The sequence below is a fragment of the Tetragenococcus halophilus genome, from assembly GCF_001712815.1.
Taxonomy (GTDB): domain Bacteria; phylum Bacillota; class Bacilli; order Lactobacillales; family Enterococcaceae; genus Tetragenococcus; species Tetragenococcus halophilus.
In genome coordinates this window covers 613,708-637,772 of the sequence record NZ_CP012047.1, presented here as the reverse complement: position 1 = coordinate 637,772, position 24,065 = coordinate 613,708, and the positions used below count along the sequence as shown (strand labels likewise).

General features: G+C 38.3%; 24 protein-coding genes, 2 tRNA genes, 3 rRNA genes and 1 pseudogene. 13 read left to right on the top strand and 17 right to left on the bottom strand.

What is annotated here, in order from left to right; translation table 11 throughout:
* Positions 1-20: 20 nt before the first annotated feature.
* From AC806_RS02975 to AC806_RS02960, 4 genes are all read left to right on the top strand, one after another.
* Positions 21-251, top strand: coding sequence for a heavy-metal-associated domain-containing protein (locus AC806_RS02975; RefSeq protein ID WP_061840858.1), 231 nt, complete (start codon positions 21-23; stop codon positions 249-251).
* Positions 251-793, top strand: coding sequence for a ferritin-like domain-containing protein (locus AC806_RS02970; RefSeq protein ID WP_061840857.1), 543 nt, complete (start codon positions 251-253; stop codon positions 791-793). The genes AC806_RS02975 and AC806_RS02970 overlap by 1 nt, the downstream gene beginning before the upstream one ends.
* Before the next feature lie 12 nt (positions 794-805).
* Positions 806-1,468 (top strand): Crp/Fnr family transcriptional regulator, encoded by a 663-nt coding sequence (locus AC806_RS02965; protein WP_061840856.1) that lies wholly within the window; start codon positions 806-808, stop codon positions 1,466-1,468.
* 295 nt (positions 1,469-1,763) lie between these two features.
* Positions 1,764-2,234 carry a Dps family protein gene (locus tag AC806_RS02960; protein ID WP_061840855.1) on the top strand — a complete coding sequence of 157 codons (471 nt, stop codon included), beginning with the start codon at positions 1,764-1,766 and terminating at the stop codon, positions 2,232-2,234.
* A gap of 294 nt (positions 2,235-2,528) precedes the next feature.
* On the opposite strand, the gene AC806_RS02955 is transcribed toward AC806_RS02960, so the two are convergent.
* A complete protein-coding gene (locus AC806_RS02955) occupies positions 2,529-3,353 on the bottom strand; it encodes an Rgg family transcriptional regulator (RefSeq protein ID WP_061840854.1) in 825 nt (274 codons plus the stop codon).
* A 93-nt stretch (positions 3,354-3,446) separates the two neighbouring features.
* Between AC806_RS02955 and AC806_RS02950 the strand changes: the two genes are divergently transcribed.
* The 3 genes and pseudogenes from AC806_RS02950 to AC806_RS02940 all read left to right on the top strand — a co-directional run bounded on the left by AC806_RS02950 (position 3,447) and on the right by AC806_RS02940 (position 5,637).
* The gene (locus AC806_RS02950; RefSeq protein ID WP_061840853.1) at positions 3,447-4,673 is read left to right on the top strand and encodes an MFS transporter; all 1,227 of its coding nucleotides are present in this window, start codon (positions 3,447-3,449) and stop codon (positions 4,671-4,673) included.
* A 478-nt stretch (positions 4,674-5,151) separates the two neighbouring features.
* Positions 5,152-5,338, top strand: a pseudogene (locus AC806_RS12285) (type II toxin-antitoxin system RelE/ParE family toxin).
* Between the two features lie 11 nt (positions 5,339-5,349).
* The gene (locus tag AC806_RS02940; RefSeq protein ID WP_061840851.1) at positions 5,350-5,637 is read left to right on the top strand and encodes a HigA family addiction module antitoxin; all 288 of its coding nucleotides are present in this window, start codon (positions 5,350-5,352) and stop codon (positions 5,635-5,637) included.
* 76 nt (positions 5,638-5,713) lie between these two features.
* On the opposite strand, the gene AC806_RS02935 is transcribed toward AC806_RS02940, so the two are convergent.
* The 5 genes from AC806_RS02935 to AC806_RS02915 all read right to left on the bottom strand — a co-directional run bounded on the left by AC806_RS02935 (position 5,714) and on the right by AC806_RS02915 (position 7,833).
* Positions 5,714-5,956, bottom strand: a complete 243-nt coding sequence (locus tag AC806_RS02935; protein WP_069028743.1) for an AbrB/MazE/SpoVT family DNA-binding domain-containing protein — start codon at positions 5,954-5,956, stop codon at positions 5,714-5,716.
* Between the two features lie 92 nt (positions 5,957-6,048).
* Entirely contained in the window at positions 6,049-6,312 is a 264-nt protein-coding gene (locus tag AC806_RS02930; protein WP_061840849.1) for a type II toxin-antitoxin system Phd/YefM family antitoxin, read from the bottom strand.
* 151 nt (positions 6,313-6,463) lie between these two features.
* Positions 6,464-6,697 carry a type II toxin-antitoxin system PemI/MazE family antitoxin gene (gene mazE, locus AC806_RS02925; protein WP_069028742.1) on the bottom strand — a complete coding sequence of 78 codons (234 nt, stop codon included), beginning with the start codon at positions 6,695-6,697 and terminating at the stop codon, positions 6,464-6,466.
* Positions 6,698-7,029: 332 nt separating this feature from the next.
* Positions 7,030-7,102: transfer RNA gene (locus tag AC806_RS02920), tRNA-Thr, on the bottom strand.
* Positions 7,103-7,185: 83 nt separating this feature from the next.
* Entirely contained in the window at positions 7,186-7,833 is a 648-nt protein-coding gene (locus tag AC806_RS02915; protein ID WP_371872121.1) for an HAD hydrolase-like protein, read from the bottom strand.
* 66 nt (positions 7,834-7,899) lie between these two features.
* On the opposite strand from AC806_RS02915, the gene AC806_RS11840 reads away from it, so the two are divergent.
* A complete protein-coding gene (locus tag AC806_RS11840; protein ID WP_156768843.1) occupies positions 7,900-8,052 on the top strand; it encodes a hypothetical protein in 153 nt (50 codons plus the stop codon).
* A gap of 65 nt (positions 8,053-8,117) precedes the next feature.
* On the opposite strand, the gene AC806_RS02910 is transcribed toward AC806_RS11840, so the two are convergent.
* The 6 genes from AC806_RS02910 to AC806_RS02885 form a co-directional block, all read right to left on the bottom strand.
* Positions 8,118-8,191: transfer RNA gene (locus tag AC806_RS02910), tRNA-Asn, on the bottom strand.
* 5 nt (positions 8,192-8,196) lie between these two features.
* A 5S ribosomal RNA gene (gene rrf / locus AC806_RS02905) occupies positions 8,197-8,312 on the bottom strand.
* An 80-nt stretch (positions 8,313-8,392) separates the two neighbouring features.
* Positions 8,393-11,305, bottom strand: a 23S ribosomal RNA gene (locus AC806_RS02900).
* A 227-nt stretch (positions 11,306-11,532) separates the two neighbouring features.
* Positions 11,533-13,091: ribosomal RNA gene (locus tag AC806_RS02895) — 16S ribosomal RNA — on the bottom strand.
* The 16S, 23S and 5S rRNA genes sit together here with 1 tRNA gene alongside, the layout of an rRNA operon.
* Before the next feature lie 402 nt (positions 13,092-13,493).
* Positions 13,494-13,856: a hypothetical protein gene (locus AC806_RS02890; RefSeq protein ID WP_014125419.1), complete on the bottom strand. Its 363-nt coding sequence runs from the start codon at positions 13,854-13,856 to the stop codon at positions 13,494-13,496.
* 56 nt (positions 13,857-13,912) lie between these two features.
* Positions 13,913-14,299 carry a CvfD/Ygs/GSP13 family RNA-binding post-transcriptional regulator gene (locus tag AC806_RS02885; RefSeq protein WP_014125420.1) on the bottom strand — a complete coding sequence of 129 codons (387 nt, stop codon included), beginning with the start codon at positions 14,297-14,299 and terminating at the stop codon, positions 13,913-13,915.
* 88 nt (positions 14,300-14,387) lie between these two features.
* Between AC806_RS02885 and AC806_RS02880 the strand changes: the two genes are divergently transcribed.
* Positions 14,388-15,551 carry a MalY/PatB family protein gene (locus AC806_RS02880; protein ID WP_069028741.1) on the top strand — a complete coding sequence of 388 codons (1,164 nt, stop codon included), beginning with the start codon at positions 14,388-14,390 and terminating at the stop codon, positions 15,549-15,551.
* Between the two features lie 53 nt (positions 15,552-15,604).
* Here AC806_RS02880 and AC806_RS02875 read toward each other — a convergent pair whose 3' ends face one another.
* Positions 15,605-16,174 (bottom strand): peptidylprolyl isomerase, encoded by a 570-nt coding sequence (locus AC806_RS02875; RefSeq protein WP_174706107.1) that lies wholly within the window; start codon positions 16,172-16,174, stop codon positions 15,605-15,607.
* Between the two features lie 163 nt (positions 16,175-16,337).
* Here AC806_RS02875 and AC806_RS02870 point away from each other — a divergent pair, with 163 nt between their 5' ends.
* The 3 genes from AC806_RS02870 (at position 16,338) to AC806_RS02860 (ending at position 19,362) form a co-directional block, all read left to right on the top strand.
* A complete protein-coding gene (locus tag AC806_RS02870) occupies positions 16,338-17,318 on the top strand; it encodes an NAD(P)/FAD-dependent oxidoreductase (RefSeq protein ID WP_014125423.1) in 981 nt (326 codons plus the stop codon).
* 15 nt (positions 17,319-17,333) lie between these two features.
* Positions 17,334-17,843 carry a phosphatidylglycerophosphatase A family protein gene (locus AC806_RS02865; protein ID WP_014125424.1) on the top strand — a complete coding sequence of 170 codons (510 nt, stop codon included), beginning with the start codon at positions 17,334-17,336 and terminating at the stop codon, positions 17,841-17,843.
* 151 nt (positions 17,844-17,994) lie between these two features.
* Positions 17,995-19,362, top strand: coding sequence for an MFS transporter (locus AC806_RS02860; protein ID WP_069028740.1), 1,368 nt, complete (start codon positions 17,995-17,997; stop codon positions 19,360-19,362).
* Positions 19,363-19,387: 25 nt separating this feature from the next.
* On the opposite strand, the gene AC806_RS02855 is transcribed toward AC806_RS02860, so the two are convergent.
* Genes AC806_RS02855 through AC806_RS02845 form a run of 3 tightly spaced genes read right to left on the bottom strand, consistent with a single transcriptional unit; the run spans position 19,388 to position 22,148 of the window.
* Positions 19,388-20,383, bottom strand: a complete 996-nt coding sequence (locus AC806_RS02855) for a FecCD family ABC transporter permease (protein WP_069028739.1) — start codon at positions 20,381-20,383, stop codon at positions 19,388-19,390.
* Positions 20,380-21,360: a FecCD family ABC transporter permease gene (locus tag AC806_RS02850; RefSeq protein WP_014125428.1), complete on the bottom strand. Its 981-nt coding sequence runs from the start codon at positions 21,358-21,360 to the stop codon at positions 20,380-20,382. Before AC806_RS02850 ends, AC806_RS02855 begins: the two co-directional genes overlap by 4 nt.
* Positions 21,361-21,362: 2 nt before the next feature.
* A complete protein-coding gene (locus AC806_RS02845) occupies positions 21,363-22,148 on the bottom strand; it encodes an ABC transporter ATP-binding protein (protein ID WP_014125429.1) in 786 nt (261 codons plus the stop codon).
* A gap of 178 nt (positions 22,149-22,326) precedes the next feature.
* On the opposite strand from AC806_RS02845, the gene AC806_RS02840 reads away from it, so the two are divergent.
* Positions 22,327-23,265, top strand: coding sequence for an ABC transporter substrate-binding protein (locus AC806_RS02840; protein WP_069028738.1), 939 nt, complete (start codon positions 22,327-22,329; stop codon positions 23,263-23,265).
* 103 nt (positions 23,266-23,368) lie between these two features.
* Here AC806_RS02840 and AC806_RS02835 read toward each other — a convergent pair whose 3' ends face one another.
* Positions 23,369-24,043 carry a ribulose-phosphate 3-epimerase gene (locus AC806_RS02835; protein ID WP_069028737.1) on the bottom strand — a complete coding sequence of 225 codons (675 nt, stop codon included), beginning with the start codon at positions 24,041-24,043 and terminating at the stop codon, positions 23,369-23,371.
* Between the last annotated feature and the right edge of the window lie 22 nt (positions 24,044-24,065).

Genomic DNA, 24,065 nt, shown 5'->3' with positions numbered 1-24,065 from the left:
AAAAAAGGAGGAATTTTATTATGGAAAAAGTCATTCTTCAATTAGGAACATTAACTTGTCCTTCATGTATGCAAAAAATAGAACAAGCAGTGAAAAAGGAAAACGGTGTAGAAAAAGTGAAGGTATTATTCAATGCAAGTAAGGTCAAAGTGGAGATCAATCCAGCTCTCACAAATGCCGAAGCGCTCAAAAAGACCATCGAAAAAGTCGGCTATAAAGTAGAAAACACAAAAACAAAGGAGCTTTCTTAATGAGTCCAAAAGAAAAATATCAAGAAGAATTAAAACAAAGTGAAATCGATCATCATACACCAACTGCCGGTGCTTTGGTCGGTCACATCCTATCCAATCTTGTCATCCAACAAAACAAGTTAAGACAGCTGCTTTACTATGTAAAAGGCAGTGAACAAACTTTTGTGCAAGAAGTATTCTCTACAATCATCGACCAGGAAAGTCAATTATTTGACGAATTGAACCATTTGATGTTAGATGAGGGAGAAGTGATCCCCACAACGACCGAAGAATTTACTCAATATAGTATGTTGGAAGAAAGCGGCCGTCTAAAATATGAACCAGTCAATGATCGATTGATGGAAACTGTTCAAGACTTTGCTACGCAGCTGTTGTTCATTACTCGAGGAATTACCCTAGCAGAAAATGAAAATAAATGGGGGATCGCAGATTTCTTGAAAAAGTTAAATACTTGGATAAAACATCAAATCTTTGTCATCCAAAGTTATTTAGGGCATGAAGTCACTGAAGGTTTGGAAGAAGACGAAGATGACGACGAATAAAAGAGGTTGATTATGAGTCAAAAAGAACATTTATGTGTCACCTTAGTTCCCTTATTTAATCATTTGGATTGGGAAGATCAAAAAAAGATTCACCAGCTTGTTCGACATATTCCCTTTAAAAAAGGAGAAACCATTCTTTCTCCTTATGACGATCCACAGCTTGTAATTGTCGCCCGAGGTCTCTTAAAAGTTTATCAGCTTTCCCCCAGCGGCAAAGAACAATTGCTACGAGTAGTGGAACCTGGTGGCTATGAAGGAGAAAATGCCATATTTGGCGTTGAGAATAGCAATCTTTTTGGTGAAGCTTTGCAAAATACAGAAGTCTGTCTATTAAAACAAAGTGACTTCCAAGCGCTTTTAACAGATTATCCGCAATTAAGTTTAAAACTTTTAACCATTAATGCCCAAAAAAATGCCAAAGTTGAAGAGCAGACTCAATTTCTCACGATGGAAAAAATTGAAGAACGGCTGGCTACCTATCTCTTAGATTTAGCGAAAGCTGAAGAAAGTTCTCAAGTAAAAATTCCTATGAAGATGAAAGAATTGGCTGCTTTTCTTGGAACCACCCCGGAAACATTATCGCGCAAATTAAAATCCTTGGAACGCGCACAATTGATTAAAAGAGAAAAACAAACCATTCAGCTTCTTGATTACGAAGGTTTAGAAGAAATTTAACGCATGAACTAGGATGAACATGCTTTTAAGTACAGAGGAAAAAGCTATTTTTTTAAATAAATAAGTCAATGAATTCTTCAAAAAAGGATTGTAATTTTATATAAAATCGTTTAAAATATTTATTAGATTATAATAATTATAATCTGTCTTTCTTATCTTTATTAAAGGAGCGTGATTCTAGGAAATATTTCTTTGATTTATAGATCGCAGGTTAGGCGGAAGTCGTAAAGAATAGTTGATAACTATTATCAATTAGATGGTGTGTTTAATTTACAAAAAAGAGGAGGCATTTTCAATGAAATTTGAAAAGACAAAAGAAACATTAAACCAATTAGTAGCAGATTTAAGTCAGTTCGCGGCTGTTATCCATCAAACCCACTGGTACATGCGTGGACCAGAATTCTTAACATTACATCCAATGATGGATGATTATATGGATGAAATTAACGATCAATTAGATGAAATTGCAGAACGTTTGGTTGCCTTAGATGGCTCGCCTTATTCCACCCTACAAGAATTTGCGGATCACACTGGCATCAAAGATGAAGTTGGTACTTGGGATCGTTCGATGAGCGAACGATTAGAAACTTTGGTATCTGGCTATCGCTATTTAGCAGACCTTTATCAAAAGGGAATTGAAATTTCTGGCGAAGAAGGCGATGATTCCACACAAGATATCTTTATTGCTTACAAAAGAGATATCGAAAAAAATATATGGATGATTCAAGCTGAACTTGGCCATGCGCCAAATAATGACCCAGCATAGAAAATTCACTTGTGTAAACATTCTCTGATTCGCTGTTAAAAAAACAAAACGAACCTTCCTTTTCTATCAGTGAAGAAGAAGATAATCACAATTTATCGTAAAAAATAAACTTGAAAAATGAAAATTCATTTTATGCTTTATCATTTCTAGCACTGGTCGCAAGAAACCATTTCTTGGGCACCAATGCTAGTTTTTTATTTTTTGAGAAAATATAAAATAATTTGCTTGAAAGCTCGTAGAATAAAGCTACTAATAGTTAACCAAGCAGCTAGACACTTTGGCAAAGTCTCTTTTTTAATCTATAAGTCCTTTTATCTCATCTACCAATTGTCCATTACCAAGAAATTGAGCTGTAGTTAATACATTCAAAAGCTCTTCTTCTCCCTTTATCTCATCTAGATATAAAAAAGTAACCTTTGCTTCATAGTATTTTGCTAGAAGTCGAAAACCGTCCATCGTAATTTCGATAGTTAAGTTATTCAATAACCTTAGATTTTTGATTGCGTTAGTTACATCCCCTTCTATAATCATACGATCAATACAATTACTTAATGCCATAGCAAAAATAAAATCGCTATTACGATAAAATGTGTACCTATTCTGCGCTTTTAATACTTCTTGCAATAAAATAATCATTAAGGAATAAGGCAACACATAACAATTATTCGCAAAAAATCTTATATCACTTAATGTCCATGAAGATAAATTAGAGAAATAGTTCACTACACTTTCCAATTCTTCCTTATTGGGTTCTAATTGATTGTTATAACTTCTTAAAAGACGGTAACTGGCTAATTGTATTCTTTCAATTCCAATGGCGTCGTCTTCAGCATGCTGTACATTTTCTTCAAATTCTACTAGATTATTTGCATTCCAAGCTTTACTGATCCGATAGCTATAATAATCATCTTTTTGTGGCTTATAGCCATTTCTTATCCATTGGAATTCATCCATTGTGATCATAAGATTAGAAAGCACTTGGTTAAATTTATCGACAGCTAAAATACGCTCGCCATTTTCAAATTTAATCGCATTGGTCTTTGAACAAACGTCGATATACACTGATTTTAATGGTAGCCCCTTGTTTAAACGAATAGTTTTTATTGTCTCCCCGTACAAAAAGCTTACTTCCTCTCTTTAGTAAACTAAAGTTTACTTTTCGATCATTATACACTACTTTCCTTCATAATTTCCCTACAAAGGAGGAAAATTATGCTTACTTTTTTAAAAAATAACCCTATATTTTCAAAAATTGCCGGTATTAGCCTATTTTCAAAAGTAGGAGATCGTTTATTTTATACGGCAATGCTAACGACTGCTGCTTCGTTACCTAATGGAAACACAGCTGTCATGATGGTCTCTATTTCAGAAACTTTACCCATCTTGTTGAGTTTTTTTCTGGGAACACTAGCTGACAAAAAGAAAAGAAAAATCCATCTTCTTATTCAAAATTCTTTCGTCCGAACGGTGATGTATCTATCTATTGGTTTGTTATTCAACTATCCACATACATTATTTTTGCTTTTTTTAATGGCTTCTTTCAACTTTATCTCTGACCTAGCAGGAAACTACTCCTCAGCTTTGGTTACTCCATTTACCAAAAATTTAGTTAAAGCTGAAGATATGGAACAAGCACAAGGAATAATCAGTATGACTACACAATTAATTAATGTACTCGCAACTTTTGCAGGTGCAACGCTTTTATCATTTTTTTATAGAAGTACCTTAGCATATATTAATGCTTCGGTTTTCTTTATCGTAGGAATAGGATATTTTTTCATATATCCTGAGTTGAGTGCTGTAGAAAAAAAGATAACTGTGAACAATAATGAAAATACATTACCTACAATCAAAAAAAATTTCAAATTATTACTTCATAACAAGTCCATTTTAAATAATCTTTTCCAACTTTCTTTACTAAATGGTTTTTTCGGGGGTTTGACTCCAATTTTCGTTCTTTTTATCCAGACAAATCAATCTTTAATGTTTATTCCCAGTCCGATAAAAATTTCTTTGTTATCAGCTTTAATTACTGTTGCTATGGTATTTGGCAATGCTTTAAACACTAAATTATTTCTCAATGTTTCAATAGGAAAATTAAATAATATTGCTAGTTCATTTATTAGTTTAGGAGGAATTGCCTTGCTTTTAAATAATTTCTATCTAGTTTTTGTCAGTGCAGGCGTTGTTTCTTTCTTATTAGGTATCGTTTCCCCCAGATTTTCTGCTAAAATTATAAATAAATATCCCACAGAACACTTAGGTGGCATCGTTACTACTGTAAATTCTCTCTTAGTTTTAACGCCTCCTATGACAAGCTTCATTTTCCCCATTTTGACAAATGTCAGCCTAAATTTTTCTTATTTTGGCTTCATTCTTTATAGTATAATTTTATTAGTATTGAGTTTTGTTATCTTGAAACATAAAAAAACAAGCTAGAAACGCTTCTAATAAACGTTTCTAACTTTATTTGTAACAGCTACCAAATCATGAAGATTTTTTATGCCTATAAATGTTTTTAATTACCTGAATGATTCCCCAGATAACTAGTAGAGGAAGTACGACTAGGATCAAGAAATTTCCATCTTCCTTCCAGTCAATAAAATACAAACAAATACGAAAAGCTATTAATAAAATAACGGCAAGAGTAAATGAATTAGTGAATAATCTTTTCAAAAATACTACCTCCTTTAAATACTTTACCAATTCGATTTTGAGTTCTTCTGATTGAGGTTAGGATTGGCTTTTTGATCGATATTAAATAATTCATCCTATTGTCATTCTGCTCAAAAGAATTGTTCTGCAGTGTAAGAATTCCTGTATTTTTTTAACTTCAACTCTCAACAAAATCATTCACTAATATCACGGCCTTTTTATAAGGATAAAAAGACAGAAAATAGTCTTACGCAAACTGTTGATGATTGATAATGCAACAAGTATTAATGATTTAAGAATTTCACCTGCACACCTGCAAACCATCTAGAACAATTAACTGGGAAAATCACCAAGGCTAGTATAGCATTAAAATTAATGCTCAATATCGAATATGCTTTTCAATAAACGATTTTTATCATGTTGAAATTGTGGATTATCATCGTGGATAGGAGGGATACTTATGAACGAAATTCCAACACCTAAAATTAGTGAAATTTTAAAAGAAGAATTTATGTACCCATTAAATCTTTCAGCTTATGCGTTAGCCAAGCATATTCATGTTCCTATATCGAGAATTCAAGATATTTTACATGATCGTCGGCAAATAACTGTGGATACATCTGTCAGGTTAGGAAGATTTTTTGGTGTCTCCGATCGTTACTTTTTGAATTTGCAAAACGATATTGATATTCGTAATGCAGAAAAAAATAACAGAGACGAATATGGACAAATAAAACAATATCAATGAAACTGAACTAACTTTTTAAGGTGCTGCCATAAATATAAAAAATGGTAGCACCTTTTCTTTGTTTAATAATAGATACTCATTTTGTTACCAGAGACTTGTATAACTCATCATGCTTTTGCACAGACTTGGCCATAACCATTTCTAATCTTTTTTGATGTTCATCTTTTTCTTCTTTCTTAACCAGAATTTCTTTTAATTTATCTTTATTAACATAAACTGTGTCAGTTTTCTTTGTTCTAATACTTTCTAATAATTCTCTGCGCAAAGTAGCTACAACTGAATGCCTGATTTCTCTCAGTTTCTTTTTTCGAATTGTCACTTGTTTTACCACCTTGTATATTATATTAGAAAAAAGTATCGATTATTTTGCTGCTATTGATAAATGGCGCGATATTGGCGGCTATTTCCGACTCAAAGTTTCTCCCAGTCGATATCGCTGACATCAATAAATTCACTAGAATCTTGTTCTCGTTCTCGAATTTTACCTAGGACACCAGTTTCTTCTAAATACAAAGTTTCTTGGATCGCACGCCAATCTTCTAAACTTATCAAAACAGCATGATTTTTATTTTGTTCATCTACAATCTCAATTTCCTTATGATTCTCATTCACTTCTTTTAATAAGCGATAAAAATTTTTACGCACTGAACTAGCGTTTATTGATGTTTGCTCCATAGGCTACTTCTCCTCTTCTCCTATAATTAAAATAGTTACCAAATCTTAACTAATCTCAAAGTATTTAATTCCATACGTCAGTTGAAAGTTTTAGTATTTTAAATTCTTAACGTGTTTTCTAACCATTTTTTATAATGTTTCCTGCTCGTTGTCATTCATCTAATTCACTTCCAATAGTAGAAATACTTCGAGCTAATTTATCTTCATCATCAACAAATTCTCCTTCAACCACATCAGCAAAATAATCTTCAATTTTAGGAATAAGCGAGATTGCTCCATCCTTTTCTTGCGTAATGTAAAATTCTTGTCCTTCAGAAACGTTAAATTTTTTTGCTAATGTGACCATGATTGCGTTACCTTGTTTCCTAGCTTTTACTTTATCCATTCAACATACTCCTAAAAATGAGAGATTTTTATTTATTTTTGTAAATGTCATTTCTCTTACCTGTTTTAAGAATAAGAACATAAATACATTATCAATAACATCTACAACCAGCCAAAAGCTGCCATAGAAATCTCCCTTAATTTTATATAGTCATTATACCAAGAAATGATTTCGCTTACATTCTCCTTTGCAATTGAACTTTACATAACTATCATTTTCACAGTAGGTTTCAAAAGAACAGATTATTTATAAAAAATAAAAAATATTTGACTCATTTTTGGCACAAAAAAGAGATAAACACTATTAAATTAATGTTTATCTCTTACCATTGAAGCCGTCTGCCGGACTCGAACCGGCGACCCCCACCTTACCATGGTGGTGCTCTACCGACTGAGCTAAGACGGCAGTTATTTAACACAAAATATAGCTTACCGAAAAGAACTGTACTTGTCAACCACCTTCCATCTTTTTTCTACAAAATTGTGCCTCTATTGAAAAATATCTAGTAAATCTCTAGGTTTAGCTACTATCTTTTGTGCTCCAGCATTCATTAACTCTTTTTTATCACCAAAACCATAAAGAACGCCAATATTATCAATATTGTTTTCTTTTGCGCCTACTATATCGTGTGCTCTATCTCCAATCATCACTACAGTGGAAAGTTCTTCCACTTTTTCTGCTTTTAAAGTGTCATGGATAACTGCCCTTTTTTCAGAGCGGATACCGTCTAGGTCTGCTCCGTAAATCCCTTCGAAAAATTCGGCAAATCCTAAATGATGAATAATTTTCACTGCAAAAAATTCTGGTTTTGACGTAGCTAGAAATAACTCGTATCGCTCAGCTAATTGAGTCAAAACTTCTTCTATATCAGCATAAGGTCTAACTTGATACATTCCCTCTTTTTTATATAAAGTACGGTAATGATCAACCGCTTCTTTAGCTTCTTCCTCTGTCATACCAGTTTTGGCGAAAGACTCAACTAGAGGTGGACCAATAAATGATTTTAATGTTTTTTCATCGAGTGGATTACGATTCATCTCTTTCATTGCATAGTTAAGCGAGGCAAAGATTCCTTGACTTGAATCAATAATCGTTCCATCTAAATCAAATAGAATTTTCGTTTTTTTCAAAAGCACTTCAACCCCCTTTGCTATCTTTTATTTTAGCATATCATTTTATGTTTTCAATTAGAGAACTTTATCATGCAAATAAAAAAGCTACCTACTTTCAGCTTTTTTGTTTTTTTCGCCAGTGATATTATTGAATTTATTGAAATTTATATTTCAGACGACACTTATACAAAAGAAGACTTTGTTAAACAAATTATTCCTTTACTAGAAGGCATGTACAAATAAAAAAATTCATAAAAAAAGTAATCAAAGTATTTATATACTTTGATCACTTTTACTGTTTTAAAGAACTCCGGCAGTAGGACTCGAACCTACGACATCATGATTAACAGTCATGCGCTACTACCAACTGAGCTATGCCGGAATAATGCGTGGCGATGTCCTACTCTCACAAGGGGAAGCCCCTCACTACAATTGGCGCTAAGAAGCTTAACGACTGTGTTCGGCATGGGAACAGGTGTCTCCTTCTTGCCATCATCACCACACAACTTGACGTTGAGTGAACCTTTGGTTCCCTCAAAACTGGATGAAAAACAATTTCAATTAACCGACAATCCAAACCTTTGTGGTTAAGTCCTCGATCGATTAGTATTCGTCCGCTCCAACCCTCACGGGTCTTCCACTTCGAACCTATCTACCTGATCTTCTCTCAGGGATCTTACTTTCTTTTAGAAAAGGGAAATCTCATCTTGAGGGGGACTTCACGCTTAGATGCTTTCAGCGTTTATTCCTGCCCTACTTAGCTACCCAGCGATGCCGTTGGCACGACAACTGGTCCACCAGCGGTAGGTCCATCCCGGTCCTCTCGTACTAAGGACAGCGCCTCGCAAATTTCCTACGCCCGCGACGGATAGGGACCGAACTGTCTCACGACGTTCTGAACCCAGCTCGCGTGCCGCTTTAATGGGCGAACAGCCCAACCCTTGGGACCGACTACAGCCCCAGGATGCGACGAGCCGACATCGAGGTGCCAAACCTCCCCGTCGATGTGGACTCTTGGGGGAGATAAGCCTGTTATCCCCAGGGTAGCTTTTATCCGTTGAGCGATGGCCCTTCCATGCGGAACCACCGGATCACTAAGCCCGACTTTCGTCCCTGCTCGAGTTGTTGCTCTCACAGTCAAGCTCCCTTCTGCCTTTACACTCTTTGAATGATTTCCAACCATTCTGAGGGAACCTTGGGGCGCCTCCGTTACTTTTTGGGAGGCGACCGCCCCAGTCAAACTGCCCATCTGACACTGTCTCCCGCCACGCTTAGTGGCGCGGGTTAGAGTGGCCATAACGCAAGGGTAGTATCCCACGGATGCCTCCTTCGAAACTCGCGTTCCGAATTCTACGGCTCCTACCTATGCTGTACATGCGTCACAGACACCCAATATCAAATTACAGTAAAGCTCCATGGGGTCTTTCCGTCCTGTCGCGGGTAACCTGCATTTTCACAGGTACTAAAATTTCACCGAGTCTCTCGTTGAGACAGTGCCCAAATCGTTGCGCCTTTCGTGCGGGTCGGAACTTACCCGACAAGGAATTTCGCTACCTTAGGACCGTTATAGTTACGGCCGCCGTTTACTGGGGCTTCAATTCGTACCTTCGCTTACGCTAAGCACTCCTCTTAACCTTCCAGCACCGGGCAGGCGTCAGCCCCTATACGTCATCTTTCGATTTTGCAGAGACCTGTGTTTTTGATAAACAGTCGCTTGGGCCTATTCACTGCGGCTGCTCGTTAGAGCAGCACCCCTTCTCCCGAAGTTACGGGGTCATTTTGCCGAGTTCCTTAACGAGAGTTCGCTCGCTCACCTGAGGATACTCTCCTCGACGACCTGTGTCGGTTTGCGGTACGGGCCATTACCTTCTTGCTAGAAGTTTTTCTTGGCAGTGTGACGCCAGAACTTCGGTACTTGAATTTCCCTCCCCGTCACAGCTGATCGTTGACAAGAAAAAGCCTTTGACTCTTTCTCCGATGCACTGCTTGGACAGACCTTTCCATTCGTCTGCTTTCTTTTGCCTCCTGCGTCCCTCCATCACTCAAATGAAGATAACAGGTACAGGAATATCAACCTGTTGGCCATCGCTTACGCCTTTCGGCCTCAGCTTAGGTCCCGACTAACCCTGGGCGGACGAGCCTTCCCCAGGAAACCTTCGTCTTACGGTGGACAGGATTCTCACCTGTCTTTCGCTACTCATACCGGCATTCTCACTTCTAAGCGCTCCAGCCGTCTTTTCAGTCGACCTTCACCGCCCTTAGAACGCTCTCCTACCAAAACACCTAAGGTGTTTTCCACAGCTTCGGCAGTATGTTTAGCCCCGGTACATTTTCGGCGCAGGGTCACTCGACTAGTGAGCTATTACGCACTCTTTCAATGATGGCTGCTTCTAAGCCAACATCCTAGTTGTCTAAGCAACCCCACCTCCTTTTCCACTTAACATACATTTAGGGGCCTTAGCTGGTGGTCTGGGCTGTTTCCCTTTCGACGATGGATCTTATCACTCACCGTCTGACTGCCAAGGGTCAATCAATGGCATTCGGAGTTTATCTGGATTCGGTAACCCAAGACGGGCCCCTCGTCCAAACAGTGCTCTACCTCCATCATTGCTTCCTTGACGCTAGCCCTAAAGCTATTTCGGAGAGAACCAGCTATCTCCAAGTTCGTTTGGAATTTCTCCGCTACCCACATCTCATCCCCGCACTTTTCAACGTACGTGGGTTCGGTCCTCCAGTGCGTTTTACCGCACCTTCAACCTGGACATGGGTAGATCACCTGGTTTCGGGTCTGCGCCCTCTGACTCAACGCCCATTTCAGACTCGCTTTCGCTGCGGCTCCGTCTTTTCAGACTTAACCTCGCCAGCCAGCGCAACTCGCCGGTTCATTCTGCAAAAGGCACGCTATCACCCATAAACGGGCTCTAACTCCTTGTAAGCACACGGTTTCAGGATCTCTTTCACTCCCCTTCCGGGGTGCTTTTCACCTTTCCCTCACGGTACTGGTTCACTATCGGTCACTAGGGAGTATTTAGCCTTGGGAGATGGTCCTCCCGGTTTCCGACGGCATTTCACGTGTCCCGTCGTACTCAGGATCCGTTTACGAACCTGACAGTTTTCGCCTACGGGGCTCTTACCCGCTCCGGCGGCTTATCCCAAAGCCTTCGGCTAACCGTCCTGTCCGTGAATAAACGTCCTACAACCCCAGAATGCAAGCATTCTGGTTTGGGCTATTCCCGTTTCGCTCGCCGCTACTCAGGGAATCGATTTTTCTTTTTCTTCCTGCAGCTACTAAGATGTTTCAGTTCACTGCGTCTTCCGCTTGCCTGCTATGTATTCACAGGTCAAGCCGCATTCGATAAAAAATGCGAGGTTTCCCCATTCGGAAATCTCTGGATCCAAGCTTACTTACAGCTCCCCAGAGCATATCGGTGTTGGTCCCGTCCTTCATCGGCTCCTAGTGCCAAGGCATCCGCCGTGCGCCCTTTCTTACTTAACCTGGCTTGACCTTGCGGTCAAGGGTTTCTCGAAGGTGTTTGCTTTGAGCGATCAAAGCCCTTCGAACATGTGCGTAAACTTCGTTAAAAAACGTGTTCAACGCGGATTCTCGGTTGGTGTTGATTGTTGTTTTTCTATCCAGTTTTCAAAGAACCAAGTTTTGAGAGTAAACCTCTCAAAACTGAACAAAGCGCAAACGATGTGTCGACCTTCCGTATGTTTCCTTAGAAAGGAGGTGATCCAGCCGCACCTTCCGATACGGCTACCTTGTTACGACTTCACCCCAATCATTCGTCCCACCTTAGGCGGCTGGCTCCCCTAGGGGTTGCCGCACCGACTTTGGGTGTTACAAACTCTCGTGGTGTGACGGGCGGTGTGTACAAGGCCCGGGAACGGATTCACCGCGGCATGCTGATCCGCGATTACTAGCGATTCCGGCTTCATGCAGGCGAGTTGCAGCCTGCAATCCGAACTGAGAGAAGCTTTCAGAGATTCGCTCGGCCTTGCGGCTTGGCGCGCTCGTTGTACTTCCCATTGTAGCACGTGTGTAGCCCAGGTCATAAGGGGCATGATGATTTGACGTCATCCCCGCCTTCCTCCGGTTTGTCACCGGCAGTCTTGCTAGAGTGCCCAACGCAATGCTGGCAACTAACAATAAGGGTTGCGCTCGTTACGGGACTTAACCCAACATCTCACGACACGAGCTGACGACAACCATGCACCACCTGTCACTTTGCCCCCGAAGGGGAAACCCTATCTCTAGGGCGGTCAAAGGATGTCAAGACCTGGTAAGGTTCTTCGCGTTGCTTCGAATTAAACCACATGCTCCACCGCTTGTGCGGGCCCCCGTCAATTCCTTTGAGTTTCAACCTTGCGGTCGTACTCCCCAGGCGGAGTGCTTAATGCGTTAACTGCAGCACTGAAGGGCGGAAACCCTCCAACACTTAGCACTCATCGTTTACGGCGTGGACTACCAGGGTATCTAATCCTGTTTGCTACCCACGCTTTCGAGCCTCAGCGTCAGTTACAGACCAGAGAGCCGCCTTCGCCACTGGTGTTCCTCCATATATCTACGCATTTCACCGCTACACATGGAATTCCACTCTCCTCTTCTGCACTCAAGTGATCCAGTTTCCAATGACCCTCCCCAGTTGAGCTGGGGGCTTTCACATCAGACTTAAATCACCGCCTGCGCTCGCTTTACGCCCAATAAATCCGGACAACGCTTGCCACCTACGTATTACCGCGGCTGCTGGCACGTAGTTAGCCGTGGCTTTCTGGTCAGCTACCGTCATAGAAAAAGCATTGCCTCTTTCTCCTGTTCTTTGCTGACAACAGAGCTTTACGATCCGAAAACCTTCTTCACTCACGCGGCGTTGCTCGGTCAGACTTGCGTCCATTGCCGAAGATTCCCTACTGCTGCCTCCCGTAGGAGTCTGGGCCGTGTCTCAGTCCCAGTGTGGCCGATCACCCTCTCAGGTCGGCTATGCATCGTTGCTTTGGTGAGCCGTTACCTCACCAACTGGCTAATGCACCGCGGGGCCAGCCATCAGCGACGCTGTAAAGCGCCTTTGAGCTTTCTTTCAGGTGAAAAAAAGCCGTATGCGGTATTAGCACCTGTTTCCAAGTGTTATCCCCCGCTGATGGATAGGTTCCCCACGTGTTACTCACCCGTCCGCCACTCCGCTTAAGAAAAAACCGAAGTTTCTTCTTAAGCAGCGTTCGACTTGCATGTATTAGGCACGCCGCCAGCGTTCGTCCTGAGCCAGGATCAAACTCTCATCTTGAATTTGATCGATCAACACCGTTGATCGTACTTAGCTCTTCAACTTTTTGCTCGCGTGTTGTTCGCGTTTATTGCTTGGTTGCTTCTCTTTTCAAAGAAGCGCCCGACACATTGGTTCGTTTGCTTGCTTTGTTCAGTTTTCAAAGGTCTACTGCTTGTTGCCGTAGCAACTTTTATATCTTATCAATTCGACAAGTGTTTGTCAATAACTTTTTTTGACTTTCGTTAATTTCATAAATTTGACTCATCCAAAAAGCAACGACTTAAACATCTTAGCACTTCACTAAAATAACGTCAATAACTTTTTTAACTTATATATTATCTGTCGAACAATTGACCTCAACTAATTTATCACGAATAAATCTTGAAAGCAATAAAGAATAATAACTTTTTTCGATTTTCATTAAAAGAAAGGCATTCCCTCAATATCCATATCTTGGATAATTTCACGAAAGGTTTGTGCCTCTGCCCAATAGTATTGATTAGGCAATTCTGCTTGCTGTTGATTTTCTTGCGTTTCAAAAACAAATAAAGGAACATTTGCATCTTGCGCTTGTCCATTTGTCAGTTCAACTAATCGAATATTTTTAATATCAAGGGTTACCTCTTCTTTTAAAAGATGAAGAATGTTTGCTAAACCTGTTTGCTCATCAGAAAAGTCTGTAAATGCCAAAGTAAATCTGTCTTCTGTTGTTCTTATTAAGAACTTCTTTGATCCATCCTCTAAATGAAGAATCACCGTACCAGCAACTTTTTTATTACTCAAATCTTTCACCTCGGCTAGTTATCCTTTTTAACAGTATCGTATATTTTAACATGAAGTTATTTACTTTGTGAAGTCTTACCAGATAAAAGCATATCCATCGCTTCATCAGTCCACTCAGGTAAACATTCTTCTATTGATTGAAATCCAATATCTTTATTTTTGTTCGTAAAATAACGTTTTTTGTGATAAGGCGGACGAACAAATTGAGACTCAAGTGTACGCTTTGAAAGACTAATTTTTTGCGTATATTCGTCTATGTCGATAATCTGTACTCTCACTTTTTCGCCAACTTGAACCACTTCTCGTATATCTTTAGTAAAACCTGACTGGATTTCTGATATATGAATCAACCCTTGGGTATGATCATCCAAAGAAACAAAAGCACCGTAAGTTTGTATACCAGTAATTGTTCCTTCTAAAATTTCTCCAATTTTATAGTCCATTTTATTCCCTCTTTTCGCAAATTTTATTATACTAGGAAATAGAAGAAAAATGAAGTATTGACTACAATACTTATTGAGGAGGAAAAATATGAGTCGATTTGATCAGATTGTTGACCGTAAAAAAACACAAAGCGTGAAATGGGATACTATAGAAGCAAACTATAAACAAAAGGATCTATTACCTATGTGGGTAGCCGATATGGACTTCAAGGCGCCTGAAGCGGTTCAGAAAGCCTTTAAAAATTATCTGGAGCAAGGCGTATTCGGTTATTCAATAGTCCCAGATTCTTTGTATGAAGCAATTATTAACTGGCAAAAAAACCGCCACAATTTCACTATAAAAAAAGAAGAGATCTTGTTAAATAGCGGTGTTGTCCCCAGTCTTGCGCTTAGTGTACAAGCTTATACTAAACCTAAAGAGGCAGTTTTAATCCATGACCCGGTTTATCCACCTTTTGCTCAAGTAGTTGAAGAAAACGACCGCAAGCTGGTTCGTAGTAAATTAAACACAGACGATAAATTTACCATGAACTTAGAGGAAATGGAGAAATTGTTTCAAAAAGAAAATATTCGTTTATTTATTTTATGTAACCCACATAATCCTGGCGGTCGTGTTTGGAGCAAAGAAGAATTGCAAGCTGTCGGTAAGCTTTGTAAAAAATACAATGTTATAGTGGTAAGCGACGAAATTCATCAAGATATTGTCTATCAGCCAGAAACGTTTACGACCTTTCAAAATGCGGACCCTTCATTTAAGGATTTCTCTATCGTATTAACCGCAGCTACAAAAACCTTTAACCTCGCAGGTATTAAAAATTCGATGGTGTTTATCAAAAACGAAAAATTAAGACAAGCTTTTGCAAGTATTCAAAAGAAAAACTGCCAGGACGATATCAATACTTTTGGTGTCATTGGTACACAAGCAGCTTATGAAGGTGGTAAAGATTGGTTAGATGACCTATTAGTCTACTTAAAAGAAAATATCAATACTACCTACAACTTTTTCCAAAATGAACTACCTAATGTGAAAGTAAGTAAACCAGAAGCCACTTATCTTATGTGGTTAGATTTTTCTGCTTACCACTTAACAGACAAACAACTAGAAGAAAAATTTATCAATGAAGCAAAAGTAGTATTAAATCCGGGAATTTCTTACGGTCCAAAAGGTTCACAACATATGCGGATCAATCTTGCCTGTCCTCGCGCTACTTTAAAAGAAGGTTTACAAAGGATCGCTACGGCTTTTAAATAAAATAAGACGTATAGTGCAAATTCTGATAGAGTTTTGCACTATACGTCTTATTTTTAATCTTTTATTTCGATACTATCAATAATCACATCATCTACTGGACGATCTTGCGGGCCTGTTGGCACTTTTTCAATAGTGTCAACGATATCCATACCTTCAATCACTTGTCCAAAGACTGTATGACGAAAATCTAGCCAAGGTGTCCCGCCATTTTTGTAGGCTTCCACAATCTCTAAAGGATAGCCTGCTTCTTGCATTTGAGATATCATGTTCTCAGGAAGATTTTTATTTGTTACGATAAAAAATTGACTGCCATTAGTGTTAGGGCCAGCATTAGCCATCGATAAAGCGCCTTGTAAGTTGAACAATTCACTACTAAATTCATCTTCAAAGTTTTCACCATAGATACTTTGTCCGCCAGCGCCACTTCCTGTTGGATCGCCGCCTTGAATCATGAAATCGGGGATGATCCGATGAAAGATGACGCCATCATAATATTCTTTTTTTGCCAATTCGATAAAATTCTTTACTGTTTTTGGTGCTTGTTTATCAAATAGTTGCAATTTAATGGTCCCTAAATTGGTTTGAATAATCGCCTGGGGACCTTCCTGTTTTGCTAAATTCATTTGTGGAAATTCAGTCAAAAAAAATTCCTCCTTGTTAATAATTAACTTCTTACTCTTTTATCATAGCAGAAAAAAATAGGAATGCCAGCTCTTCATTTCTTTGTTATAATACATCTAACTGCATTAAAAAATCCAGAGAGTTCTATATAAAGGGGGCCAGAAAATGGACATATATGATATTACGATCGTAGGCGCTGGTCCTGCGGGAATGTTTGCTGCTTTTTATGCAGGCATGCGCAATGCGAAAACTAAAATTATCGACACACTGCCACAACTAGGCGGTCAATTAACCACCCTGTATCCAGAAAAATATATTTATGATATTCCTGGATTTCCGAAAATAAAAGCGGATGAATTAGCACAAAATTTGGAAAAGCAACTAACAATGTTTAATCACCGTTATTGTTTGGAAGAAGAAGTGATAAACCTCAATTATCAAGAGGATTTTATTGAAATTGTTACCAATCAACGTACACATTATTCAAAAGCTGTGATTTTAGCTTTAGGTAATGGCTCTTTTCAACCGCGAAAGTTAAAGTTAGAACAAGCTGAAAGCTTTGAAAATAACGGTATCGATTATTTTATTACCGACCTTATGAAATATGCCGGTAAAAAAGTTGCTGTCGCAGGTGGAGGCGATTCAGCCGTCGATTGGGCATTGATGTTAGAGCCCATCGCTAAAGAAGTTTCTATTATTCATCGTAGAGGAAATTTCCGAGCGCATGAGCATAGTATGCAACAGTTAAAAAATTCATCTGTACAAATTTTAACGCCTTACATCATTAGAGGCGTATCAGGTGATAAGAATTTAGATAGTCTACACTTACAAGTAGCTAAAAGCGAGGAGACAGTTGATTTAGCCATCGATTACTTAATCGTCAATTATGGTTTTTCTACCAACTTGGACTTAAAAGATTGGAAAATCACCAGTAACCGTCGCGGTATTCCGGTAAATTCTGATATGAAAAGTTCACAAGATGGTATCTATTGCTGCGGCGATATTACTTCCTACGATGGAAAAGTAGATTTAATTGCAACCGGCTTTGGGGAAGCCCCTACAGCAGTCAATAACGCACTCCACTATATTGACCCTAAAAATCGAACACAGCCTATGCATTCAACAAGTCTTTTTCAACAAAGATAATCAGGAGGTTCATTTATGGTATTAGAAACAAAAACATTGGAAGAAAAAGCACGACAATTATTAAAAGAACGCGGCGTTTCCGTTATCGATATTGCTAAACTAGTCATGTATTTACAAAAAGATTATATTCCTGGGCTATCACTAGAAAATTGTGTAGATAGTGTCGACTCGGTCTTATCGAAAAGAGAAGTGCACAACGCGATTTTAACCGGCATTCAATTAGATATTCTGGCCGAAGAAGATAAATTGTTGCAACCTTTACAAGAAATTGTTGCTCAAGATGAAGGACTTTATGGTATTGATGAAATTCTGGCACTTTCTATTGTCAATGTGTATGGATCGATCGGATTTACCAACTACGGTTATATTGATAAAGTAAAACCGGGAATTTTACAAATGTTAAATGATCACGAGGGACCGCGTATTCATACCTTCTTGGATGATATCGTAGGAGCAATCGCTGCTTCTGGTGCCAGCCGTTTAGCCCACCAATATCCCGATAATGCAGATCAATTGATGCATTAATATTTTATCTTGACCCAAATCAAAAACCCTTTTATAATATTTTTGAACTAATCGTACAGATAACACGGGACTTCCCGTGTCGAAAAAGAGGCGGTTTCTATTGATTTAGAAGCAGTCTCTTTTTTAATGATTTTAAAGGAGCATACGCACAATGGAAAAAGTAAAAATTCATTTATTACCGGCCGTTCTAGCAGCTGGTATCATGTCATTTTCGGGGGTGTTGATTGAAACAGCGATGAATGTCACCTTTCCCACTCTAACCTCAGAGTTTAATATTTCAACTTCGATGGTCCAATGGGTGACAACTATTTATCTACTGGTTATTTCTATTATGGTCCCTTTTTCGAATTATTTAATTAAAAACTTCTCCATTCGAAAATTATTTATGATCGCAAATTTCTTTTTCATCGCTGGACTTATAACCGACTTTATTTCTCCAACATTCTTCGTTTTACTTTTAGGACGCATTTTGCAAGGGATTAGTACAGGTATCGCTTTACCGCTAATGTTTCATATTATTTTAACATTTACTCCTTTAGAAAAAAGAGGCGGGATGATGGGTGTCGGTATGCTAACAACTTCCATTGCACCAGCAGTCGGACCTACATATGGCGGGTTGTTAACTTCAGTTCTTTCTTGGCATTATATCTTTTTATTTTTAATTCCTATTTTACTCCTTTCTCTTGCCCTAGGCTTATATGCCATTCCAGAGATAAAGGTAGAAAAAAATAGCAAAATTGATATGATCAGTCTTTTGGGTATTGCTTTATTATTTAGTGGATTACTAGTCTTTCTCAATCAGATGGAAAGTCTCAAAAGTTTACTCCCTCTAATCATAGGAATGATTGGTTTAGTGATTTTCTTACAACGTAGCGCCAAGTCACCTTTTCCTTTAGTAAAAATTGATGTGTTAAAAGACAAAGCTTTTGTCCTATTTTTATGCGGCTTTCTTGTTTGTCAATTCTTACTTTTAGGTATTTCTTTTGTGCTGCCGAACTTTGTACAAATCGTCTCTGAAGAAAACGCCTTTATCGCTGGTTTAGTGATGTTACCTGGCGCCGCAGTCGGCGCTATTTTGGCCCCAGTTTCTGGAAGAATTTTAGATAAATATGGGGCTAAAAAGCCTATACTAAGCGGATTAATATTAGCTGCTATCGGTTGGATTGCTTTAACACTACTTTTAAAACAACCTAGTTTACTAGGCTTTGTAGCTGGTCATGTTTTTTATATGATTGGCCTTGGTTTTGCTTATAGTAATATGATGACAAGTGGTATGAACCTTTTAACCCAAGAAGAGTATGGAGATGGCAATACACTTTTTAACACCTTGCAACAATTTTCCGGTGCGGCCGCTACTTCTATCGTGGCAAGCGTTATTAATATCTTCCAAGAAAATAACGCTGATTATCAAGTAGGCACGGCTATAGGCGCGCAAGTGGCGATGATTATTTTACTCACTTTACTTTTAATCATAATTATTGCTTGCATCATTCATTTTCGACAAGCTAAGAATAATTGAAAAGTAGCGGGATCGCCGCTGCTTTTTAATTTATAGTTACTTGATTCTTTTTTAATAAACGGAAAATAAAATACGGAGCACCGATAATAGAAACAATAATACCAGCCGCCATTTCTCCATTAGTTAAAATAACGCGTCCCAAAATATCACTGTATAATAAAAGCAAACTGCCTATAAAAACCGACATGAGAAGAGCATGATTGTTTTTTCGATTCACAATATTTTTTGCTAAATGAGGGGCAATTAGACCGATAAAACTAATACTTCCGGCACAAGACACGCTGACTGCTGCCAAAATCACCGCACTAATAAGATAAAAAATCTGTTTTTTCTTTAAGGGAACACCTAAAGCGATAGCTTCCTCATCTCCCAAGCTGATCACTTCTAAACTTTTTCCTTGAAATAAAATAAAGGGTAATAAAATAAGCAAAGCAGGAAAAATCATAAGAACATGGTTCCAAGTTGTTCCCCAAATCGTTCCTGCTAACCAGGAAGTTACAAAGCGATAACTATCTTGTGAAATACGAACAGTACCAATTAATGTTAAAGCTGAAATACCTGCATTAACTGCTATTCCAGCTAGTAATAAACGATTTGGATAAAATTTTTCTTTTTGCTTGCCACAAAAATAAACTAGAAAAGCAGCGAGAAAACTGCCTAAACAAGCAATCAGCGGTAATAAATGACTTGATGTTTGGCTTGTAAAAAAGCCTAGATAAAGTAAAACAGTCAAACCAGCACCAGCGTTGATCCCTAAAATCCCCGGATCGGCTAAATCGTTATGAGTAACTCCTTGAAATAAATAACCTGAAGCCGCCAGTCCAGCGCCAGCCAAAATAGAAACCAGTGTACGAGGCAGACGAAAATCTAGGACAACTAACTGATGAGCTGGTGTTCCCTGATTTGCTAACACGGCTAAAAGTTCTTTAAAAGATAAAGGAATCGTACCAATAATAAGGCTTAAAATTAGCCCAGTAACTAATAAAATGCCCAATAGTAGCCAAAAAGCTCCTTTTTTCATACATTGCCCCTCCTGATTTGAATCAATAATAATGGCACGCCAATTAATGTAATGATGACGCCTACCGGAGTTTCTAAAGGTGGAGTAAACAGACGAGAGCCTATATCAGCTACAACAAAAAATAGAGCACCAAATAAAGTAGCAGCAGGAATAACAAAACGGTAATCATGACCCACAAAAAAGCGTACGACATGAGGAACAATCAAACCTAAAAAGCTGATCGTCCCCACTAAAGAAACAGCAGTACCTGCTAGTAACAACACACAAAGCATACTCTTTTCGCGAATTCTTTGTGGTTTTTTCCCTAAAGAAACAGCTGTTTCATCTCCCATCTCTAGTAAAGTCACTTGCTTAGTGATCAGCCAAGAACCGATAAGGCCCACTAATATTACAGGAAGAGCCACTTTAAGCTGTGGCCAGGTAACATTTCCACTACCTCCTACAAACCAGAAAGTGATCTCTTGATTTAAGTTAAACAACAAACGGATACTTTGACTTAAAGCTGTAAAAAACGATCCGATCGCAGCGCCTAAAAGTACCATATAAATAGGCGAGCGCGCGAAAATACTTCGATTTGATGCTGCATAAATTACAGCTAATACGATTGCAGCGCCAATAAAAGAAGACAGAATAGTTACAAAGGGTGTGGGTGTAGTTGAAAAAGCAAAAGCCAGAGCAAGACCCAAACCAGCGCCAGCATTAATCCCTAAAAGTCCCGAATCGGCGATAGGGTTATGCGTAATTCCTTGCATTAAAGCTCCTGAAGCGGCAAAAGCCGCTCCTACAGCTAAGGAGGCAATTGTACGCGGAAAGCGTAAATAATATATTAATTGATGCGTTTGATTAGTTGTATCAAATCGTAAAAAAGAATCTCTTACTTCTTGCCAAGAATTTTCAATAGCACCATATTTTAAAGAAGATACTGTTGCTATAATCAATAAAATGATTAGTAAAAAGAAAAACCAGTTTTTCTTCATGATCAACTCCTCACTAAATCATAAGAAAGAATAAATGGCTTTTGATTTTTCTTTGAAAGCACAACTTCTGGCTGAATATCAAACAGTTCTAATAAACGTTCTGCTGTGAACACTTCTTGCGGTTCCCCTTTTAATATTAGCTGACCTTGTTTTAGCCCTATAATATAATCGGAAAATTGCGCCGCATGATTTAAATCATGAATCGTCATTAGAATCGTTTTACCTTGTCGATTAATATCTTCTAATAGATAAAGGATTTCCAACTGATGGGCAGGATCCAAAGAAGAAATAGGTTCATCTAAAATTAGAATATCTGTATCTTGAGCCAAGGCCATAGCAATCCAAACACGTTGCTGTTGTCCTCCTGATAAAGTATTTAATGTTCGTTGTTTTAATTCCAACAAGCCGGTTACTTCCAGTGCCCATTGAATCAATTCGTGATCTTCTTTTTGCAAACCAGCAAAACTCTTCTGATAAGGGAAACGTCCATAAGCAACGATTTCTGCGACACTCAATCCATTGATTACATTGTTTTTTTGCGATAAAGAAGCGATTTTTTTCGCCACAGATTTAGTATTTAGCGTATTGATATCTTCTCCATTGATGTGGACGCTTCCATTTTCAGGCAATAAAATTCGTGCCAATGTCTTAAGCAGCGTTGTTTTTCCACTTCCATTAGGACCGATCATGCTTGTGATTTTTTTATCAGGAATTTCTAAACTTATATCTTTCAAAACTATCTGCTTTTCATAGCCACAGTAAATGCTATTTGTCGCTAATTTTGTCATAAACCCCACTCTTTTCTTTCTAGTGATAACTCTTCTCAATTATCTCTTTTTCTAGTGACTTCGTCAACCTTTGAGCAAAAAAATTTTTGCTTTAACTAAAACTTTGTTGACTTCTAATAGATGATTTGTGATAATATTAACTGATAACGGTTATCATTTGTAAAAAAGGAGAAAAATTATGATAAAAAGGGTTCTACCATTTACTATGCTATGTTTATTTGCTGTTTTTCTAGTTTCTTGTGAAAATTCGAACTCACCAGCCGACTCTGATACTAATGCTGAAACTCAAACTCGAACTTTAACCGATGCGCAGGATAACGAGGTCGAAATTCCTGATCAAGCAGAAAGAATCATCGCTCCTTATTTAGAAGATTACTTAATCGCTTTGGATGAACAACCAATCGCTCAATGGACAGTCGGAGAAGGTCAAATTCAAGAGTATCTGCAAGATGATTTAAAAGATATTCCGACAATTAATTTTGATTTGCCTTATGAAGATGTCTTAAACTTTGAACCGGACTTATTACTTATTGAATCAGATGCTACTGTCGAAGGCGGCAAGTATGAAGAGTATGAAAAAATTGCCCCCACCTATGTTGTAAAAAATGGTGAAGACATCTCCTGGGAAGAGCGTCTGGAAGATTTAGGCCAAGTATTTGATAAAAAAGAACAAGCAGAAGAAGTCGAAACAAATTACCAAGAAGAGGTAACAAAAGCACAAGACCAACTGCAAAATGAAATTGACGGAAACTCTGTAGCCGTAATTTGGGTTACCAATAACTCAGCGTTTATGGTGGCCAAAGACCGGTCAAGTGGAAGATTATTATACGAAGATTTAGGCTTTGAAGTGCCCGAATTAACACAAGAAATTTCCGAAGATGCCGAAGCTGACTGGACGCAAGTTTCTTTAGAAAGCTTGTCACAATTGGATGCTGATTACCTTTTCTTGGTCAATAGCGATGAAAGTGCTGAAATGTTTGACGATCCTTTGTGGAATAATATTCCTGCAGTAGAAAATGATCAGCTATTTGAATTTGGTCCAGATAGCAGCTGGCTTTATAACGGACCTATTGCCTACACTCAGATGTTAGATGATGTTAAAGAATCATTAGAATAAACAAAAAGCGTTGACGCCTTTTTATTACGTCAACGCTTTTTATTATCTCATTGATTCTTTCATTTTTGTCTTCTTTTAAACACGCACGCTTATGTTAATAAACTTATCTATAAGTATTAATCGCCTGGCGAACTGCTTGAATACGTTTTTGATAACTATTCGCATCATCACCTTGAAATAAGGCCGATGTTCCCAGCACAAAAACATCTGGCATAGCTTCTTTCATCCAAGAAATCGTTTGTGTATTTATATTGCCATCTACTTCGATTAACGGCTGGATGTTTCTTCGAGCTAAAATATTTTTTAGCTCACGTAATTTTTCCAATGTTTCTTGATGAAAGTTTTGTCCCGCAAAGCCAGTGGGAACCGTCATTAGCAGAATCTGATCTACTTCATCAATATAAGGTAGAATATCTTCCAAAGGAGTCGCTGGATTTAATGCTAGTGAAGGCTTAATGCCATAACTTTTCAATCGTTTGATTAAAAGAACTGGGTGAGCTGCTGTTTCAACATGAAAAGAAATCGTTTCAGGCTGTAAAAAACGAAACATTTCAACAAATTTTTCTGGCATTTCAGTCGCTAAATGAATATCAAAAGGTAAAGATGTTTTCTTTTGCACGCTTGTCATCCACTCAGGGCCTAATGCTAAATTATCAACAAATACACCATCCATGACATCTAGATGTAATAAGTCACAACCTGCTTGTTCTAAGTAGTCTAGTTCTTTTTGAATATTTAACATATCCGCACACATCAATGAAGCTGCAATCTTTTCCAATATGAGCCTCTCCTTCAATAAA

Coding starts and splice junctions, on each gene's coding strand:
- AC806_RS02960 (WP_061840855.1), top strand. CDS start 1,764: ATGAAATTTGAAAAGACAAAAGAAACATTAAACCAATTAGTAGCAGAT.
- AC806_RS02940 (WP_061840851.1), top strand. CDS start 5,350: ATGAACGAAATTCCAACACCTAAAATTAGTGAAATTTTAAAAGAAGAA.
- AC806_RS02975 (WP_061840858.1), top strand. CDS start 21: ATGGAAAAAGTCATTCTTCAATTAGGAACATTAACTTGTCCTTCATGT.
- AC806_RS11840 (WP_156768843.1), top strand. CDS start 7,900: ATGCAAATAAAAAAGCTACCTACTTTCAGCTTTTTTGTTTTTTTCGCC.
- AC806_RS02865 (WP_014125424.1), top strand. CDS start 17,334: ATGGTATTAGAAACAAAAACATTGGAAGAAAAAGCACGACAATTATTA.
- mazE (WP_069028742.1), bottom strand. CDS start 6,697: ATGGATAAAGTAAAAGCTAGGAAACAAGGTAACGCAATCATGGTCACA.
- AC806_RS02965 (WP_061840856.1), top strand. CDS start 806: ATGAGTCAAAAAGAACATTTATGTGTCACCTTAGTTCCCTTATTTAAT.
- AC806_RS02885 (WP_014125420.1), bottom strand. CDS start 14,299: ATGGACTATAAAATTGGAGAAATTTTAGAAGGAACAATTACTGGTATA.
- AC806_RS02870 (WP_014125423.1), top strand. CDS start 16,338: ATGGACATATATGATATTACGATCGTAGGCGCTGGTCCTGCGGGAATG.
- AC806_RS02860 (WP_069028740.1), top strand. CDS start 17,995: ATGGAAAAAGTAAAAATTCATTTATTACCGGCCGTTCTAGCAGCTGGT.
- AC806_RS02845 (WP_014125429.1), bottom strand. CDS start 22,148: ATGACAAAATTAGCGACAAATAGCATTTACTGTGGCTATGAAAAGCAG.
- AC806_RS02840 (WP_069028738.1), top strand. CDS start 22,327: ATGATAAAAAGGGTTCTACCATTTACTATGCTATGTTTATTTGCTGTT.
- AC806_RS02950 (WP_061840853.1), top strand. CDS start 3,447: ATGCTTACTTTTTTAAAAAATAACCCTATATTTTCAAAAATTGCCGGT.
- AC806_RS02880 (WP_069028741.1), top strand. CDS start 14,388: ATGAGTCGATTTGATCAGATTGTTGACCGTAAAAAAACACAAAGCGTG.
- AC806_RS02855 (WP_069028739.1), bottom strand. CDS start 20,383: ATGAAAAAAGGAGCTTTTTGGCTACTATTGGGCATTTTATTAGTTACT.
- AC806_RS02850 (WP_014125428.1), bottom strand. CDS start 21,360: ATGAAGAAAAACTGGTTTTTCTTTTTACTAATCATTTTATTGATTATA.
- AC806_RS02930 (WP_061840849.1), bottom strand. CDS start 6,312: ATGGAGCAAACATCAATAAACGCTAGTTCAGTGCGTAAAAATTTTTAT.
- AC806_RS02970 (WP_061840857.1), top strand. CDS start 251: ATGAGTCCAAAAGAAAAATATCAAGAAGAATTAAAACAAAGTGAAATC.
- AC806_RS02875 (WP_174706107.1), bottom strand. CDS start 16,174: ATGAATTTAGCAAAACAGGAAGGTCCCCAGGCGATTATTCAAACCAAT.